At 58.9% G+C, this 16,044-nt stretch carries 15 protein-coding genes; 12 read left to right on the plus strand and 3 right to left on the minus strand.

The features are described 5' to 3' along the window. Positions 1–244 precede the first annotated feature (244 nt). Positions 245–1,180: a DMT family transporter gene (locus AADW57_RS06290; RefSeq protein ID WP_341669193.1), complete on the plus strand. Its 936-nt coding sequence runs from the start codon at positions 245–247 to the stop codon at positions 1,178–1,180. 92 nt (positions 1,181–1,272) lie between these two features. On the opposite strand, the gene AADW57_RS06295 is transcribed toward AADW57_RS06290, so the two are convergent. Continuing rightward, positions 1,273–2,919 carry an electron transfer flavoprotein-ubiquinone oxidoreductase gene (locus tag AADW57_RS06295; RefSeq protein WP_341669194.1) on the minus strand — a complete coding sequence of 549 codons (1,647 nt, stop codon included), beginning with the start codon at positions 2,917–2,919 and terminating at the stop codon, positions 1,273–1,275. A 180-nt stretch (positions 2,920–3,099) separates the two neighbouring features. Between AADW57_RS06295 and AADW57_RS06300 the strand changes: the two genes are divergently transcribed. The 7 genes from AADW57_RS06300 to AADW57_RS06330 all read left to right on the plus strand — a co-directional run bounded on the left by AADW57_RS06300 (position 3,100) and on the right by AADW57_RS06330 (position 10,178). Next, a complete protein-coding gene (locus AADW57_RS06300; RefSeq protein WP_341669195.1) occupies positions 3,100–3,522 on the plus strand; it encodes an acyl-CoA thioesterase in 423 nt (140 codons plus the stop codon). Between the two features lie 128 nt (positions 3,523–3,650). Then, positions 3,651–4,349, plus strand: a complete 699-nt coding sequence (locus AADW57_RS06305) for a CoA transferase subunit A (RefSeq protein WP_341669196.1) — start codon at positions 3,651–3,653, stop codon at positions 4,347–4,349. A gap of 17 nt (positions 4,350–4,366) precedes the next feature. After that, positions 4,367–5,020 carry a CoA transferase subunit B gene (locus AADW57_RS06310; protein WP_341669197.1) on the plus strand — a complete coding sequence of 218 codons (654 nt, stop codon included), beginning with the start codon at positions 4,367–4,369 and terminating at the stop codon, positions 5,018–5,020. 96 nt (positions 5,021–5,116) lie between these two features. Continuing rightward, complete coding sequence (locus tag AADW57_RS06315; protein WP_341669198.1) at positions 5,117–6,904, plus strand: aminopeptidase P family protein; 1,788 nt, start codon at positions 5,117–5,119, stop codon at positions 6,902–6,904. 147 nt (positions 6,905–7,051) lie between these two features. Continuing rightward, positions 7,052–8,698, plus strand: a complete 1,647-nt coding sequence (locus tag AADW57_RS06320; RefSeq protein WP_341669199.1) for a CTP synthase — start codon at positions 7,052–7,054, stop codon at positions 8,696–8,698. Positions 8,699–9,023: 325 nt separating this feature from the next. Further along, complete coding sequence (gene kdsA / locus AADW57_RS06325; RefSeq protein WP_341669200.1) at positions 9,024–9,875, plus strand: 3-deoxy-8-phosphooctulonate synthase; 852 nt, start codon at positions 9,024–9,026, stop codon at positions 9,873–9,875. Between the two features lie 18 nt (positions 9,876–9,893). After that, the gene (locus AADW57_RS06330; protein WP_341669201.1) at positions 9,894–10,178 is read left to right on the plus strand and encodes a DUF1330 domain-containing protein; all 285 of its coding nucleotides are present in this window, start codon (positions 9,894–9,896) and stop codon (positions 10,176–10,178) included. 147 nt (positions 10,179–10,325) lie between these two features. On the opposite strand, the gene AADW57_RS06335 is transcribed toward AADW57_RS06330, so the two are convergent. After that, positions 10,326–11,048 carry an SDR family NAD(P)-dependent oxidoreductase gene (locus AADW57_RS06335; protein WP_341669202.1) on the minus strand — a complete coding sequence of 241 codons (723 nt, stop codon included), beginning with the start codon at positions 11,046–11,048 and terminating at the stop codon, positions 10,326–10,328. A 165-nt stretch (positions 11,049–11,213) separates the two neighbouring features. Between AADW57_RS06335 and AADW57_RS06340 the strand changes: the two genes are divergently transcribed. From AADW57_RS06340 to ftsB, 4 genes are all read left to right on the plus strand, one after another. Then, positions 11,214–12,797, plus strand: a complete 1,584-nt coding sequence (locus AADW57_RS06340; RefSeq protein WP_341669203.1) for an MFS transporter — start codon at positions 11,214–11,216, stop codon at positions 12,795–12,797. Continuing rightward, positions 12,794–13,234, plus strand: a complete 441-nt coding sequence (locus AADW57_RS06345; protein ID WP_341669204.1) for a MarR family winged helix-turn-helix transcriptional regulator — start codon at positions 12,794–12,796, stop codon at positions 13,232–13,234. Before AADW57_RS06340 ends, AADW57_RS06345 begins: the two co-directional genes overlap by 4 nt. 349 nt (positions 13,235–13,583) lie before the next feature. Continuing rightward, entirely contained in the window at positions 13,584–14,870 is a 1,287-nt protein-coding gene (gene eno / locus AADW57_RS06350) for a phosphopyruvate hydratase (protein WP_341669205.1), read from the plus strand. Between the two features lie 45 nt (positions 14,871–14,915). Then, on the plus strand, positions 14,916–15,218 hold the full coding sequence (ftsB, locus tag AADW57_RS06355; protein WP_341669206.1) for a cell division protein FtsB: 303 nt from the start codon (positions 14,916–14,918) through the stop codon (positions 15,216–15,218). Positions 15,219–15,363: 145 nt separating this feature from the next. Here the strand turns inward: ftsB and AADW57_RS06360 are convergent, their stop codons facing one another. Beyond that, entirely contained in the window at positions 15,364–15,972 is a 609-nt protein-coding gene (locus AADW57_RS06360) for a hypothetical protein (RefSeq protein ID WP_341669207.1), read from the minus strand. Positions 15,973–16,044: the final 72 nt, after the last annotated feature.

Here is a 16,044-nt window from a genome sequence, read left to right on the forward strand (position 1 = left end):
ACGGCCCATAACACCGATGACATCGCCCTGGCTATACGGCTTTATGCCAAAGGGGAAATTCAGCGGATAGTTGATGCCTTGTACGGCGTGCGCAGATGTCCCACCGTTTGGGCCAAGCACAGCGATGCCGTTCTCGCCACGCCCGGCCTGGCGAGAACCCGAGGTTCTCTGCGCTTGGGGCGTGTCGGCGCATGTGGGGTGCGTTTCTTCGTGGGGTGCTTTGGCGTAGCATAGTGCCACTTTGATGTTTTTTGGGTATTGGGGGCATGGTTTGAATAAAGGGCAGACGCAGGACAAGGTGGCATTGCTCCTGATGGGCCTGGTGGTGTTGACGTGGGGCATGAGCTGGGTCGTTATGAAAGCCATGACCACCCATATCGGCCCGGTTGACCTGATCGCGGCGCGCTACGGGCTGGCCTTTGTGTTTCTGTGGGGGTTCATGCGTTTTAAAGGCCTGCAATTGCAGGCCACTCCCTGGAAACTGAGCCTAGGCGTGGCTGTGTTCCAGACGGTGGGTTTTCAACTGCTGAGTCAGTTTTCCCTACAGGCGGGGGGAGCCGGAAAAATGGTGGCCTTGGCTTACACCATGCCATTTTGGATTGTGGTGTTTTCCTGGCCTTTGCTGGGCGAGAGGCCACAGCGACGGCATGTGTTGGGCATGTTTGCCGCCCTGGGCGGTTTGTTGCTTATTATTGCTCCTTGGCAGGGCATGGGAGGCGCATTGGGCGCGGCGCTGGCTGCGCTCAGCGGCGTCAGTTGGGGCCTGGGCGCGGTCTTGTCCAAGATGCTGTTTCAGCGCCATCGTGTGGCCTTGCTCAATGCCACTGTCTGGCAGTGCTTTCTGGGTATGGTGATTGTGGTGCCTTTGGCTTGGCTGGTGCCGCAGCGCGCGCCTTCTATGGAATGGCCTATGCTGACCGGCGTGCTGTTTTTGGGCGTGGTGGCCACCGGCGTGGGCTGGCTGTTGTGGATGGCGGTCATGAGCCGCGTCAGTGCCGCCGTCGCCGGCATGTCCAGTCTGGGCGTGCCGGCCTTGACTATCGTGTTGGCCTGGCTGATTCTGGGTGAGCAGCCGACGGCGCTGGAGCTGGCGGGTACAGCCTTGATTTTGCTGGGTTTGTTGATCGTGAATTGGCCATCGCGGCAGGCGCAAACCGATGAAAGGATGCCTGGGCGGTAAAGCCCTGCCCCAGGGCATGTTGTGGCGATGCGGATCGGTTTGTGGAGGCGTCTCCGGGCACGCCGACGGCGTGCCCGGAGACGGACCTGGTTTTACATGCCGCTGTAAACCGGGCCTTCGCCGCCTTGGGGCGGAACCCAGACAATGTTCTGGGTCGGGTCTTTGATATCACAGGTTTTGCAATGCACGCAGTTCTGCGCATTGATCTGTAACCTGTCGTCGCCTGTTTCGGTCTTTACGAATTCGTACACCCCGGCAGGGCAGAACCGGGCTTCCGGGCCGCCATAGCGGGCCAGATTGACAGCCACCGGGACCTTGGGGTCTTTCAGGGTCAGGTGGATAGGCTCGTCTTCTTCGTGGTTGGTATTGGAAATGAATACGGAGCTTAGACGGTCGAAGGTGATCTTGCCATCGGGCTTGGGGTAGTCGATGCGGGCGCATTCGGCCGCCGGTTGCAGACAGGCGTGGTCGGGTTTGTCGTTGCGCAGTGTCCAGGGCATTTTGCCTTTGAGCAATCCCTGTTCCACAAAGGTCATGACCGATGCGATGGAGCGACCTTTCTTGAACCATTGCTTGAAGTTGCGTGCTTTGTTCAGCTCCTCGTGCAGCCAGGACTGCTCGAATTGCAGGGGGTACTGGGTCAATTCGTCGTGTTGGCGACCGGCCTGCAAGGCTTCGAACGCCGCTTGCGCAGCCAGTGTGCCCGACTTGATCGCGGCATGGCTGCCTTTGATGCGCGAGGCGTTCAGGAACCCGGCTTCGCAGCCCACCATGACGCCGCCTGGGAAACTGAGTTTGGGCAGGGCTAGCAAGCCACCGGCCGTCAGCGAACGGGCTCCGTAGGCAATGCGCTTGCCGCCCTCGAACGTGGGGCGTATGGCCGGGTGTGTTTTGTAGCGCTGGAATTCTTCAAAGGGCGACAGCCAGGGGTTGGCGTAGTCCAGGCCCACCACCATGCCCACCATGACCAGATTGTTATCCAGATGATACAGGAAGGAGCCGCCATAGGTGTCCGAGTCCAGAGGCCAGCCAGCCGTGTGCGTGACCAGGCCCGGGCGGGATTGGGACGGGTCGACCTCCCATAGTTCCTTGATGCCGATGCCGTAGCTTTGCGCGTTGCGTCCTTGGTCAAGCGCATAACGCGCGATCAGTTCGCGGCCCAGGTGACCGCGTGAGCCTTCGGCAAACACGGTGTAGCGGGCCAGCAATTCCATGCCGGGCTGATAATGGGCGGTATGGGTGCCGTCGCGGGCAACGCCCATGTCGCCGGTGACCACGCCGCGTACGGCACCGCTGTCGTTGTAGAGCACATGGGCGGCGGCAAAGCCGGGAAATATGTCCACGCCCAGTGCTTCGGCCTGCTCGCCCAGCCACTGCACCACATTGCCCAAGCGCACGATGTAATTGCCGTGGTTCTTGAAACAGTCGGGCAATAGCCATTCGGGCGTGGCCCGGGCGCTTTTCTCGGTCAGAAAGAGGAATTTGTCTTCGGTGACTTCGACGCTGACTGGAGCCCCCTTGGCTTTCCAGTCGGGGATCAGCTCGTCCAGGGCGCGCGTGTCCATGACTGCGCCGGACAGGATATGGGCACCGAGCTCGGCCCCTTTTTCCAGAACACAGACGCTCAGTTCTTGTTCTTTTTCCTGGGCCAGTTGTTTGAGGCGGATGGCCGTGGCCAGTCCCGCCGGTCCCGCTCCCACGATGACTACGTCATATTCCATCGATTCGCGTTCTGACATTGCTGTCGCTCTCCTGAAGGGTAACCGTTCTGTTCTTGCTTGTTCGGCGGTGAAACTCGTGCGCAGTGCGTACGGTCGATTGTATTGCAGTCTGCCAGGCTTGTTTTAAGTTTAGACTCCTGCAAGAGTGCGTCGGATCGGGTCCGGCGCGATCCAATGAGTCAGCAAGGAGAAGTACCGATGTCGGAAGCTGTCCGCTCCGAGCCTGGTTTTGTGTTTGACATTCCGGTGCGCTGGGGTGATCTGGATGCCATGAACCATGTTAACAATACTGTGTATTTTCGCTATATCGAAGAGGCGCGTGCGCAGTTGATGCTGCAGCTGGGGCTGTTGCCGCCATCGCCGCGCACCGGCGTGCTGGCCCACGCCAGTCTGGATTTCGTGCGTCCGGTGCTGTATCCGGCCACGGTCCGGGTGGTGCACCATTTGGTACGCATGGGGCGCAGCAGCTTCGAGGTCGAAGTGACGGTGCGCGATGCCGGGCAACCCGAGCTTATCTATGCGCGCGGTCGTAATGTGCTGGTGTCCGTCAGCCCGCAAGGCGGCTCGCAGCCCTGGAGCGAAGAGGAAATTCCCCGGATTCGGCAGGCCTTTGGCGGCTGATCTGCTTTCCCTAAACGTAAACCCTGATATTCATCAAGCCTGAACCATCGGGGTGCTATGTTCCAGGACATGCGTGCTTTATTCTAGAATGTGCTGTGCTGGATACTTATAAGTAACTGGAGAGTAAATTGAACAAGGTCTATCCAAGCGCCCTGGAGGCGTTGCAGGGAGTCGTCGCCGATGGGCAGACGATAGCAGTAGGGGGGTTCGGCCTGTGCGGGATTCCCGAGGCGCTGATTGCCGCCTTGCGGGACAGCGCGGTCAAAGACCTGACCTGCATCAGTAACAATGCTGGCGTGGATGGTTTTGGCCTGGGCCAACTGCTGACGACCCGTCAGGTGCGCAAGATGATCTCGTCCTATGTCGGCGAGAATAAAGAGTTCGAGCGTCAATACCTGGCCGGCGAGCTGGAACTGGAGTTTACGCCGCAGGGCACGCTGGCCGAGAAGCTGCGCGCAGGCGGCGCAGGCATTCCTGCTTTCTTTACGGCGACCGGCGTGGGCACCATTGTGGCCGACGGCAAGGAAATCCGTGAATTCAATGGTCAGCAGTACGTGCTCGAGCACGCGCTGGTGCCGGATGTTTCGCTGGTCAAGGCGCATATGGCCGACCGCAGCGGCAATCTGGTGTTTCGCAAGACCGCCCGCAATTTCAACCCTAACGTGGCCATGGCCGGCAAGATCACCATTGTCGAGGTCGAGGAAATTGTCGAGACCGGCACGCTGGACCCGGACCAGGTGCATCTGCCCGGCATTTATGTGCACCGCATCGTGCTCAATGCCAATCCCGAGAAGCGCATTGAACAGCGCACCGTTCGTCCTTCCTGATAGCGAGGCACATCATCATGGCTTGGAATAGAGATCAAATGGCGGCGCGTGCCGCCCAGGAGCTGCAGGACGGCTTCTACGTCAACCTGGGCATCGGCCTGCCCACCCTGGTTGCCAACCACGTGCCCGAGGGCATCGAGGTCTGGCTGCAGTCGGAAAACGGCTTGCTGGGCATTGGCCCGTTTCCCACCGAGGAGCAGATCGATCCGGATCTGATCAACGCCGGCAAGCAAACCATCACGACATTGCCCGGTTCGTCGATTTTTTCTTCGGCCGACTCGTTTGGCATGATCCGGGCCGGCAAGATCAATATCGCCATCCTGGGTGCCATGCAGGTGTCCGAAAAGGGTGACCTGGCCAACTGGATGATTCCGGGGAAAATGGTCAAGGGCATGGGCGGAGCGATGGATCTGGTAGCCGGCGTAGGCCGTGTCGTGGTCCTGATGGAGCACGTCGCACGCAAGAAAGACGGCTCTGAAGACCTGAAGATCCTGCCGGAATGCACGCTGCCGCTGACCGGGCTGGGCGTGGTCGATCTGATCATCACCGATCTGGGTGTCATTGAAGTCACCGAAAATGGTTTAAAGTTGCTGGAGTTGGCACCTGAAGTCAGCGTCCAGGACATTCAGGCCAGAACCGGCGTCACTCTGGACGTCAGCGCGCTGGCTTAATTGTTTTATTGCGTCGCTTGAAAGCTTCGGCCTTGGCCGAAGCTTTTTTTATGGCTTGTCACGGATGCATATCTGATGTTTTCAAAGGAAGTCGGCATGGCCCATCTCCCCATCGCTGCGCGCCTGCACGCGCTGCGCGAACAAATGTCTTTTCAATCGCTCCAGGCCAGTATTTGGCCCAGCGCCGATCCGCATCTGTCCGAGTACCTGCCGCCACGTTGGCAAAGCCGCGAATGGCTCAGTGGTTTTGCTGGTTCGGCAGGGTTGCTGGTCGTCACGCAGGACTGGGCGGGGCTGTGGACCGACAGCCGTTACTGGGAGCAGGCCGCTAAGGATCTGGCGGGCAGTGGCATCGAGCTGATGCGGGCCGGCGAGGCAGGCGTGCCCGAGCCGTCTGCCTGGCTGTCCGCGCATTTGCCGGCGAAGTCGCGTGTGGCCTTGGATAGCCGCTCTGTTTCCATGCAGGGCCTGGCGGTCTGGCAGGAGGCGGCGCAGGATCAGGCGTTTGAATGGGTGTCTGGCGCCGATTTGCTGGGGCCTATCTGGACCGAGCGCCCGGCCGCGCCCTGCGGCAAGGTTGTGGAACATAAACCCCCGCATGCTTGCCGGACTCGTCAGGAAAATCTGGAGCGCACGCGCCAGTCCATGCAGGAGCAGGGCGCGCACTGGCATTTGATCAGCGCGCTGGACGATATTGCCTGGACCTTGAATCTGCGCGGCGAGGATGTCTCCTACAATCCCGTTTTTTTGTCGTATCTGCTGATCGGTCCCGATCAGGCGCATCTGTTCGTGGACAGCGGCAAGCTTGCTGCGGGCGTTCACGACGTTCTGGCCCAGGCCGGCGTGGCTGTTCAGGATTACGAATCTTTGCCGTCTTTTCTGCAAGCCTTGCCGGCCTCGCTGACCCTTTTGCTGGACCCGGCCAGAACCACCGCTTGGGCGGCGCAACTGGCCGCCCATCTGACTATCCTTGAGCAGATCAATCCGGCCCAGTTGTTCAAGTCCTGCAAGACCGAGGCCGAATTGCAGCATGTGCGCCAGGCCATGGAGAAAGACGGCGCGGCGCTGTGCGAGTTCTTTGCCTGGCTGGAAACGCACGATGGCGAGCTGACCGAACTGGATGTGGATGTGCAGATTACTGCTGCGCGGGCCAGACAGGCAGAGTTTGTCAGCCCCAGCTTTGGCACGATCGCGGCCTATCAGGCTAATGGCGCCATGCCGCATTACCATGCTACCGAACAGTCCCATGCCCGTATCGAAGGCGATGGCTTGTTGCTGATCGACTCCGGCGGGCAGTATCTGGGCGGCACTACCGACATTACGCGAGTCGTGCCGATCGGGACGGTGTCGGCCGAGCAGATCCGCGATTTCACCCTGGTTCTGAAGGGCATGATCTCCTTGTCCCGGTTGGTGTTTCCGCAAGGTATTGCCGGTCAGCAGATTGATGCGCTGGCACGCCAGCCCCTGTGGGAGCAGGGGCTGGATTTCGGCCACGGCACCGGGCATGGGGTGGGCTATTTCATGAATGTGCATGAAGGGCCTCAATCCATATCCTGGCGCGGCCGCATCGGGCCGCATTCGGCCATGCGCGCCGGCATGATTACCTCCAATGAGCCGGGCCTGTACCGTCCCGGCCAATGGGGGATACGCATCGAAAACCTGGTGGCGGCCGTGCCCGCTATGCAGACCGAATATGGGCAGTTTTTGCGCTTCGAGACCTTGACCCTGTGCCCCATCGACACGCGTTGTATTGACGCATCATTGCTGAGCCAGGAGGAGCGTGTGTGGCTCAATGAATACCATGCGCAGGTACGTGATCGCCTCTTGCCCCGTGTGCAGGGGGCGGCGCGCAATTGGCTTGAACAAAGGACGCAAGCGATCTGAATCGGGCTTTCCCAGCCGTCAAGAGCACAGTAGCAAGAAGGTCTGCGCAGATCGCAGGCCTCTTGCGCAGTCCCCACGTCCGGGCGCTTGCCGTTATAATCCAAATTTCCCGCTATCGCCTGATTTGACCACAGGCGCGTTTTTATAATGACCACCAAATACGTATTCGTGACGGGAGGCGTCGTGTCCTCCCTGGGCAAAGGTATTGCGGCCGCATCGTTGGCTGCCATTCTGGAGTCCCGCGGCTTGCGCGTGACCATGCTCAAGCTAGACCCCTACATCAACGTGGACCCGGGCACCATGAGCCCGTTCCAGCATGGTGAAGTATTTGTTACCGAGGACGGCGCGGAAACCGATCTGGACCTTGGCCACTACGAGCGGTTCATTTCCGCCCGCATGCACAAGGTCAATAACTTCACCACCGGCCAGATCTACGAATCCGTGCTGCGCAAGGAGCGCCGTGGCGATTACCTGGGCAAGACGGTTCAGGTCATTCCCCACATTACCAACGAGATTCAGGATTTCGTCATGCGCGGCGCTAAAGCGGCGTACGATGGAGCCGCCGATGTGGCTATCGTGGAAATCGGCGGAACTGTAGGCGATATCGAATCTCTGCCTTTCCTGGAAGCCGCCCGCCAGATGAGTCTGCGCCTGGGCCGCAATAACTGCGCTTTCGTGCACCTGACGCTGGTGCCGTTCATCGCCTCGGCCGGCGAGCTCAAGACCAAGCCTACGCAGCATTCGGTCCAAAAGCTTCGCGAAATCGGCATTCATCCTAATGCCTTGCTGTGCCGCGCCGATCGCGTCATCCCCGACGACGAGCGCGCCAAGATTTCCCTGTTCTCGAACGTGCCTATGGATGCGGTCATCTCCGTCTGGGATGCCGACTCCATCTACAAGATTCCCGCCATGCTGCATCAGCAAGGGCTGGACAGCCTGGTTTGCGATGCGTTGGCCTTGTCGCCGCCGCCGGCAGACCTGTCCATGTGGGATCGTCTGGTGCAGGCGCTGGAAAATCCCGAGCACGAAGTGCGCATCGGCATGGTGGGCAAATATGTCGACCTGACCGAGTCCTACAAATCGCTCAGCGAAGCCTTGGTACACGCCGGCATTCATACCCGTACGCGCATCAATATCGAATACCTGGACTCCGAGGTCATCGAGAACGAAGGGACCGAGTGCCTGAAAGGTCTGGACGCCATTCTGGTGCCCGGTGGTTTCGGCAAGCGCGGCACCGAAGGCAAGATTCGTGCCATCCAGTATGCTCGCGAAAATGGCGTGCCATTCCTGGGGATTTGCCTGGGGATGCAATTGGCTGTGGTCGAATTTGCCCGCCATGTGGGCAATCTGGTCGGAGCCAACTCCACCGAATTCGATCCGTCCGCCGTACACCCGGTTGTGGCCTTGATTACTGAGTGGGCGGACCGTGATGGCAAGGTAGAGCGTCGCGACGGTGGGTCCGATATGGGTGGCACCATGCGCAAGGGCGCGCAGCGTTGCCCGGTTAAACCCGGTTCGCGTGCCGCTGCTATTTACGGCACGGATGTAAACGAGCGCCATCGTCATCGTTTCGAGGTCAACACCTTGTACGTGCCGCGTCTGGAAGAAGTGGGTATGGTCATCAGTGCCCGTACACCTACCGAAAACCTGCCCGAAATCATGGAACTGCCTAATCACCCTTGGTTTATGGGCGTGCAGTTCCACCCCGAGTTCACTTCCACGCCTCGCGATGGTCATCCGCTGTTTACCAGCTACATCAAAGCGGCGCTGGAGCACCAGAAGAAGTCGGCCTGATTATTCGGCCTGCAGGACAGAAGCCCGCCATGTGTCATGGCGGGTTTTTTTATTGTTTTGGTCTGTTTGCATCCTTGTCTGCTGAAGGGGCATGGCGAAAAGACGCTTTACGTGGAGTAAGCGTGAGTCCCGTGGTGCTTTGCCGGTGCGCACAGTACCGGCAAGCGCTTGGCACAACAGAACCGTAGTATCTGGGAGCAGCAGCCTTGTGAGCCGGCTTTATAGGTAGTAAGCAGGGACAAATCGAGCCATCTTGGCATCTCGGCGCAGTGTCCATGACCCCGGTAATATGGGAGAATGCAAAGATACTGAAACGAGGTCTATTATGGATTTATGCGGTTACGAAGTCGGGCTGGATCAGCCCTTTTTCCTGATAGCCGGACCCTGTGTTATCGAATCGCGCCAAATGGCCTTCGATACGGCAGGGCGGCTGACCGAGATCACCTCTGCCCTGGGCATTCCCTTCATCTACAAAAGTTCCTTCGACAAGGCCAACCGCAGTTCGGGCAAGTCCTATCGTGGTCCGGGCATCGCCGAAGGCTTGCAGATTCTGGCCGATGTGCGTTCGCACTTCAAGGTGCCTGTCTTGACGGACGTACACGATAAAGATCAGGTGGACGATGTGGCGGCAGTGGTCGATGTGTTGCAGACCCCCGCGTTTCTGTGTCGTCAGACCGATTTTATCCAGGCCTGCGCAGCCACGCTCAAGCCAGTCAATATCAAGAAGGGGCAGTTCCTGGCTCCGCACGATATGGTACAAGTTGTTGCCAAGGCGCGCGAAGCGGCGTTGGATGCCGGCGGTGATGGTTCCACCATTATGGTGTGCGAGCGTGGGGCGTCGTTCGGCTATAACAATCTGGTCTCGGATATGCGTTCGCTGGCCATCATGCGCGAAACAGACTGTCCGGTGGTGTTTGACGCCACTCATTCGGTGCAGTTGCCCGGTGGCCAGGGCACGTCTTCGGGCGGGCAGCGCGAGTTCGTGCCTGTGTTGGCTCGGGCTGCGGTAGCGGCTGGCGTGGCAGGCGTTTTCATGGAAACCCATCCCGACCCGGCCAAAGCCTTGTCAGACGGCCCCAATGCGGTGCCTATGGCGCAGATGGCCGATCTGCTCCGGACCTTACAGCAGATCGACTCTATTGTGAAAAGCAGCGGTGCCCTGCAGCACGGCTATTAAGTTGTTTTTGGAGACAGCATGTCCGCATTTTTGATTGCCAATGTCGAAGTAACCAATCCCGATCAGTACAAGCAATACCAGGAGTTTTCCAGCATCGCCATGCAGACGCACAACGTCAAGGTGCGTGTGCGCGGCGGCAAAACCCTGGCCCTTGAAGGCGATGCGCCCTTGCGCACGGTTGTGATGGAGTTCGACACGCTGGAGCAGGCGCAGGCTTTTTATGAGTCGCAGGAATACCGCCGTGCCCGTCAGGCCCGCGATGGTGCCGCCAACATGACCATGTACGTGGTGGAAGGGCTTTAATTTCGCAGAACAGACACCGCTTAGGTGTCTGGGGCGATCTGGAGCGTGCCGCGCGTTTCTGGTTTTGCCGCTAAACCCCAAGCCGCATCGCTTGGGGTTTTTGTTTTCTGTTATGGGTGCGCATACCCGGAGTCGGCACGCCTGCATTCAAAAACGCGTGTCTTTGATCGCCGGCAGTGTCAATTCGCGTACAAAACTGGCGCTGGACAAACTTAGCAAACTGCGTACCAGAGCGACCACGTCATGGACGGGGATCGTCTGGCCGTCGTCACGCGCGATGGCTTGCGCCAGAGGCACTTGCAGCGTGTCCGTCGTATTCAGATAGCCCAGTTGCAGGCAGGTGACCGCCAGATTCTGATCGCGATACCCTTCGCGCAGGGCGTCGGCCAAGCCGTTCAGAGCGAACTTGGTGGCCCCGAATGCCACTTCCGGGCGGCCACTTTGGCGTAGCCCGCTGGTCGAGCCCGTCAAAATAACCCGTGCTTGCGTGCTGCGCAACAAATGGGGCAGCAGATGCCGCAAGACCAGCAGCGCCCCGGTCAGATTGACGTCCACTAGGTGTTTCAGCGCCAGGTCCGACTGGGCCAGGAAATCGTAGTCGTCGCTGAAGGCCGTGTCCTCCCAAATCCCCAGGTTGTAGATCAGTACGTCCAGCACGTCGGGGCTGGACGCGGCAATCTGTGCGGCGGCTTGCGGCTGGGCCAGGTCGGCGGCGATCCAGTGTTGCTTCGGGGCAGAGGAAAGTGGGCTGTTTGTCGAGGCATCCGGTACGCGGCGTGCGACGCCGAACAATTGGTCGCCCGTATCGCCCAGCCCGTCCATGAAGGCGCGGCCCAATCCGCTGCTGGCTCCGATAATCATGATGTTCATTGTTCTGATTTCCTGTTTCAGGATAGAGAGGCGAGTTGCCTGGTGACTTTTACCTGTATTGTCGGCTGTGCAACAGGAAGGGCTGAAAAATGGCATTGGCCTTGTCAGGTTTTTGGCAATTCCGTAGAATTATTGATAAGGCAATCATTGTGTGGTCAATTAAATATGGCAAGCATTCCCGATCCGTCCCAGTTGGCCCAGGGACGCATGTTATCTGTTACGCAATCCATCTTGGCCATGATGGGACTGTGCTTTGTGGTCATGCTGGTTGCCATAGACCAGACCGTGGTGGGCACGGCCATGCCTAATATCGTGGCCGAGCTCAATGGGTTTGAGCTGTATGCCTGGGTTGCAACGTCTTATTTGCTGACATCTGTCATTACCGTGCCTATTTTTGGCCGGCTGGGCGATTTCTATGGGCGCCGGCGCTTTGTCGTGGTGTCCATCATTCTGTTTACGGTGGCCTCTGTCTTGTGCGGTATGGCTCAGAGCATGATGCAACTGGTGTTGGCGCGTGCCTTGCAAGGCGTGGCGGGCGGGATGCTGGTCGGCACGGCCTTTGCGTGTATTCCCGATCTTTTTCCCGATCCCCGGGTGCGTTTACGCTGGCAGGTCATGATGAGCACGGCTTTTGGCATCGCCAACGGCATAGGGCCGTTTCTGGGCGGTTTGCTGACTGAGCAATATGGCTGGCGTTCGGTCTTTTATGTCAATTTGCCCATCGGTTTGCTCAGTCTGTATTTTGTTTACCGCTACCTGCCTTTGATCCGGCATTTCAGACAGGACAGCGTGCGGCTGGATTGGCAGGGCGCGCTTTTGCTGATGCTGGGCTTGGGCTGTGTGCAGTTGCTGGTCGAGCTGCTGCCGCAGTATGGAGCCAGCACATTCATGGTGTTGCTCGGGGTAGTCAGCCTGGCGGCCTTTGTGGCCTTGGCACACTGGGAGCAACGGGCGGCCGAGCCTTTGCTGCCGCCGGCCTTGTTTGCCAATCCTGCTCAATTGGCGCTGTTGCTCATGTCGGCGGGGCTGGGCTTCATTTTGTTTTCCCTGCTGTTCTATGGCCCCTTGCTTTTGCAGGGCGGTCTGGGGCTGCGCCCTCAGACGGCCGGCCTGTTGATTACGCCGCTGGTCGTATTCATTACCGTGGGCAGCATTATTAATGGTCGTGTGGTCACTCGTTTGGCGCGTCCCAACATCATGCTGTATCTGGGGCTGGTCCTGTTGGCCCTTGCCTGCACGGGCATGGTCTTTATGGACAAGACCGTTTCGCACTGGCTGTTTGTGGTGTATGCGATGGCCGGCGGCACAGGCATTGGTTTTGTCATGCCCAATTTAACCGTGTTTTCTCAGGAAATCGTCGCCCGTTCCATGTTGGGTATTGCCACGGCCATGCTACAGTCCATGCGCATGGTGGGTGGTATGTTGGGTACGGCAGTTGTGGGAACTCTGGTCACGTACCAGTACGGTGAGGGGATACGTGCCCGGCTGGAGCAATTACCGGCCGACCTGGGCAACACGCTGGAAGATCCGCAACTGCTCATGAGCGCCGCACAGCAGGCCCAGTTTCTGGAGTTGGCCGGCCAGCAAGGGCAATCCGGTCAGATGTGGCTGGGTGTGGCCCGAGATTCGCTGACCCATGCGGTCAATATAGGAATGGCGATCACCTTGGTGCTGATCGTCTGGTGTTTTTATTGGGTTAGAAAAGTGCCGCCGATCCGTTTTGGCAGGATGGCGGAGTCTTCGCAATGACAGAATTTCCTCAACTGCAGGCCGTACAGCAACTGGGCCGCACCTATCGCAGCCTGATGGCGGCTTTCGATCAACAACTGGGCATGCCCATGCCGCGTTGGCGCGTGCTGATTTATTTGTACCAGGAAGGCTGTGTTTCTCAGAAGCAGTTGGTGCGCCATCTACGAGTCGATCCCGCGGCGGTTACCCGTCAGCTCAAAGGCATTGAATCCAATGGGCTGATCGAGCGCTTTACCGACGAACAGGATAATCGCCTGACCAATGTCCGTTTGAGCCAGGCAGGTCGCGAACTGGTCGAGCAGACCTTGCCGCGCCGCCATCATCTGGTCCAGACGATGTTGCAGGATTTTTCCGATCAGGATCTGGAGCAGCTCATTGCTTTGCTCACCACCTGGGAGCGTTCTTTGTCGCGTTCGGTGCCAACAGATCCATCCTGAGACGTATCGGTACTTTTGGTATTTACTGATGCAAGGCGCAGTCTCGGGGTTTCTTGTGATAATGCATGTGTCCAGGTCCCGTTCCGGCCTGGCCGGACGCCAGGCTTTTTTGGCGGCTTTTGGGGACAGACATGGCACGGCTGTGTCATGGGCAGGTACAATCCTAGTTCATTGAAAGATGGCCTGGATGGCTTTGTCCGGAGTGTGGGCGTAAGACGGCGAATGCTTGGCCGCTTATGCAGGCAGTGCCTTCGGTTTGCCTGCTGGGCCCGTCCTGGGCTGCAGGCCAGGCTACAGGATTGTTTAACTTATCTAGCTTAATGCTACTTCAGGCAGGACTGTCAAAATCATGAGTGCAATCGTAGATATTATCGGACGCGAGATTCTGGATTCCCGCGGTAATCCGACTGTTGAGTGTGACGTGTTGCTCGAGTCGGGCGCCATGGGTCGTGCGGCCGTTCCCTCCGGTGCATCCACCGGCGCGCGTGAAGCCTTGGAGCTGCGTGATGGCGACAAGAGCCGTTACCTGGGCAAAGGCGTGCTGCGCGCTGTTGAGAACGTAAACACAGAGATTTCCGAGGCCTTGATGGGCTTGGATGCTCAGGAGCAAACGTTCATCGACCGTACCCTGATCGAGCTGGACGGCACCGAAGACAAAGGCCGCCTGGGTGCCAATGCGCTGCTGGCCGCCAGCATGGCTGTGGCCCGTGCCGCCGCCGATGATTCGGGTCTGTCGCTGTACCGCTATTTCGGCGGCAGCGGCGCGATGGCCATGCCTGTACCCATGATGAACGTCATCAACGGCGGTGCGCATGCCAACAACACCCTGGATTTGCAGGAGTTCATGATTATGCCCGTGGGAGCCAAGAGCTTTCGCGAATCGCTGCGCATGGGAGCCGAAGTATTCCATTCCCTGAAGTCCTTGATTCATGGCCAGGGCATGTCCACGGCTGTCGGTGACGAAGGCGGTTTTGCGCCTAACGTGGCCAATCATGAAGCGGCCATCGAGCTGATTTTGCGCGCCATCGAAAATGCAGGCTACGAAGCCGGTTCGCAGATCGCTCTGGCGCTGGATTGTGCTGCGTCCGAGTTCTACCGCGACGGCAAGTACCACCTGGCTGGCGAAGGTGGCGTGTCTTTGAGCTCCCAGGATTTTGCCAATCTGCTGGCCAACTGGTGCGACAAGTACCCCATCATCTCTATCGAAGACGGCATGGCCGAGGACGACTGGGACGGTTGGCGCATCTTGAGCCAGCAACTGGGTGATAAGATTCAGCTGGTGGGCGACGACCTGTTCGTCACCAATACCAAGATCCTGAAAAAGGGCATCGACCTGGGTATTGCCAACTCGATCCTGATCAAGATCAACCAGATCGGTACCCTGACCGAAACCTTCGCGGCCATCGAAATGGCCAAGCGTGCCGGCTACACTGCCGTTATTTCGCACCGCTCGGGCGAAACCGAAGATTCGACCATTGCCGATATCGCCGTGGCGACCAATGCCATGCAGATCAAGACTGGTTCGCTGTCGCGTTCCGATCGTATGTCCAAGTACAACCAGCTTTTGCGCATCGAAGAAGAGCTGGCTGAAGTGGCATCCTTCCCAGGTCGCGACGCGTTCTATAATCTGCGCTAACTTTGTTTAGCAGGCCGGGTCGCAAGACCCGGCCCATCCGCTGCCATGCGTCTTCTCGCTCTGTTGTTGTTCTGTCTGATACTGGTGACCCACTATGCATTGTGGTGGGGCAAAGGCGGCTGGCTGGACGTTCGGCAGATGGAAACCAATCTGGCGGCACAAAAAGAAACCAACGAAGCCCTGACCGCCCGCAACAACGCTTTGCTGGCCGAGGTTCAGGATCTGCGTTCCGGCACACATGCCGTGGAAGAGCGCGCCCGCAGCGAGTTCGGCATGATGCGGGAAGGCGAAATCTTCGTTCAGATTATTCCTCCTGGCGGCACCGTCAACCAGGGCTTGCGGCCCTGACTCCTGGCTGCATCAGCGGCTGTATCTGCTTATATTTTCTTTTTTGCCGGTTTTTGGCAGGCATGGTGGCGTGCTTTGAATCCGTGCCGTGCTTAGCTGCGGGTATCAGGCAAGGGCTTGGGGGGCGATGGCTCGGGCCGGGTGTCTATGCTGGACCGTAGACGACACGGCCATTGGGAAGGTCTGCCCATCGAACCGGGTCCGACTGCATGGGATGCTGGATATCGACGCGTATCAGAAGTGAGCGGTTTGCGTAACCCAGCCATGCCGTCAGAGCGGACAGGGCGCGCAGCGCGGACCAGGGAGCCGGCTGGTAGTGATAATGGAGTTGCAGATGCAGGGTATTGGCCTGAAAGATGGAGGGCTGAGCATCTGGGCGCAAAGCATGTTGTTGGGCTTGCCAGGCTTGGCGGATGGTGGGACGCAGTGCGTGGCGATTGGAAGGGCGACCGTGCTGTGCGAAAGCACTGGCCGAGGGTGACAGAATGCGGATTTGCCAGCTGTTCCGGCGGGATGCCCGGGCGCGGTGCAAGCCTTGAGTGAAGGTGGCGGCGATTTGCTCGGGGTTGGCGTGATGGGTGCTGGCCTGACGTGCCGTTTGCAATAGGGCGTGATGCAGGCGTACGCGCAGGGAATACAGGCTCAGTGTGTCCAGCGCCAGCAGTGTCAGAGAAATAAGGGCGGCTAAAGCAACAATCGCTTGGGCAGCAGCCAGACCGGTCTGGCGTGAAAAGGGGAAGGCGAGAGCAGGCATGATGTGGTCATGATGCCGTAAGCCTCGGCGTGTAGGCAGACGGACTTGTACTTGCGTACAAGTCCGTAGCGT

It is taken from the genome of Alcaligenes sp. SDU_A2, assembly GCF_038237375.1.
Lineage (GTDB): Bacteria > Pseudomonadota > Gammaproteobacteria > Burkholderiales > Burkholderiaceae_B > Alcaligenes.

What these genes read in the sequence shown, in the direction of transcription:
- AADW57_RS06290 (WP_341669193.1), top strand. Translation starts at nt 245, where the DNA reads ATGTTTTTTGGGTATTGGGGGCATGGTTTGAATAAAGGGCAGACGCAG.
- AADW57_RS06295 (WP_341669194.1), bottom strand. Translation starts at nt 2,919, where the DNA reads ATGTCAGAACGCGAATCGATGGAATATGACGTAGTCATCGTGGGAGCG.
- AADW57_RS06300 (WP_341669195.1), top strand. Translation starts at nt 3,100, where the DNA reads ATGTCGGAAGCTGTCCGCTCCGAGCCTGGTTTTGTGTTTGACATTCCG.
- AADW57_RS06310 (WP_341669197.1), top strand. Translation starts at nt 4,367, where the DNA reads ATGGCTTGGAATAGAGATCAAATGGCGGCGCGTGCCGCCCAGGAGCTG.
- AADW57_RS06315 (WP_341669198.1), top strand. Translation starts at nt 5,117, where the DNA reads ATGGCCCATCTCCCCATCGCTGCGCGCCTGCACGCGCTGCGCGAACAA.
- AADW57_RS06320 (WP_341669199.1), top strand. Translation starts at nt 7,052, where the DNA reads ATGACCACCAAATACGTATTCGTGACGGGAGGCGTCGTGTCCTCCCTG.
- kdsA (WP_341669200.1), top strand. Translation starts at nt 9,024, where the DNA reads ATGGATTTATGCGGTTACGAAGTCGGGCTGGATCAGCCCTTTTTCCTG.
- AADW57_RS06330 (WP_341669201.1), top strand. Translation starts at nt 9,894, where the DNA reads ATGTCCGCATTTTTGATTGCCAATGTCGAAGTAACCAATCCCGATCAG.
- AADW57_RS06335 (WP_341669202.1), bottom strand. Translation starts at nt 11,048, where the DNA reads ATGAACATCATGATTATCGGAGCCAGCAGCGGATTGGGCCGCGCCTTC.
- AADW57_RS06340 (WP_341669203.1), top strand. Translation starts at nt 11,214, where the DNA reads ATGGCAAGCATTCCCGATCCGTCCCAGTTGGCCCAGGGACGCATGTTA.
- AADW57_RS06345 (WP_341669204.1), top strand. Translation starts at nt 12,794, where the DNA reads ATGACAGAATTTCCTCAACTGCAGGCCGTACAGCAACTGGGCCGCACC.
- eno (WP_341669205.1), top strand. Translation starts at nt 13,584, where the DNA reads ATGAGTGCAATCGTAGATATTATCGGACGCGAGATTCTGGATTCCCGC.
- ftsB (WP_341669206.1), top strand. Translation starts at nt 14,916, where the DNA reads ATGCGTCTTCTCGCTCTGTTGTTGTTCTGTCTGATACTGGTGACCCAC.
- AADW57_RS06360 (WP_341669207.1), bottom strand. Translation starts at nt 15,972, where the DNA reads ATGCCTGCTCTCGCCTTCCCCTTTTCACGCCAGACCGGTCTGGCTGCT.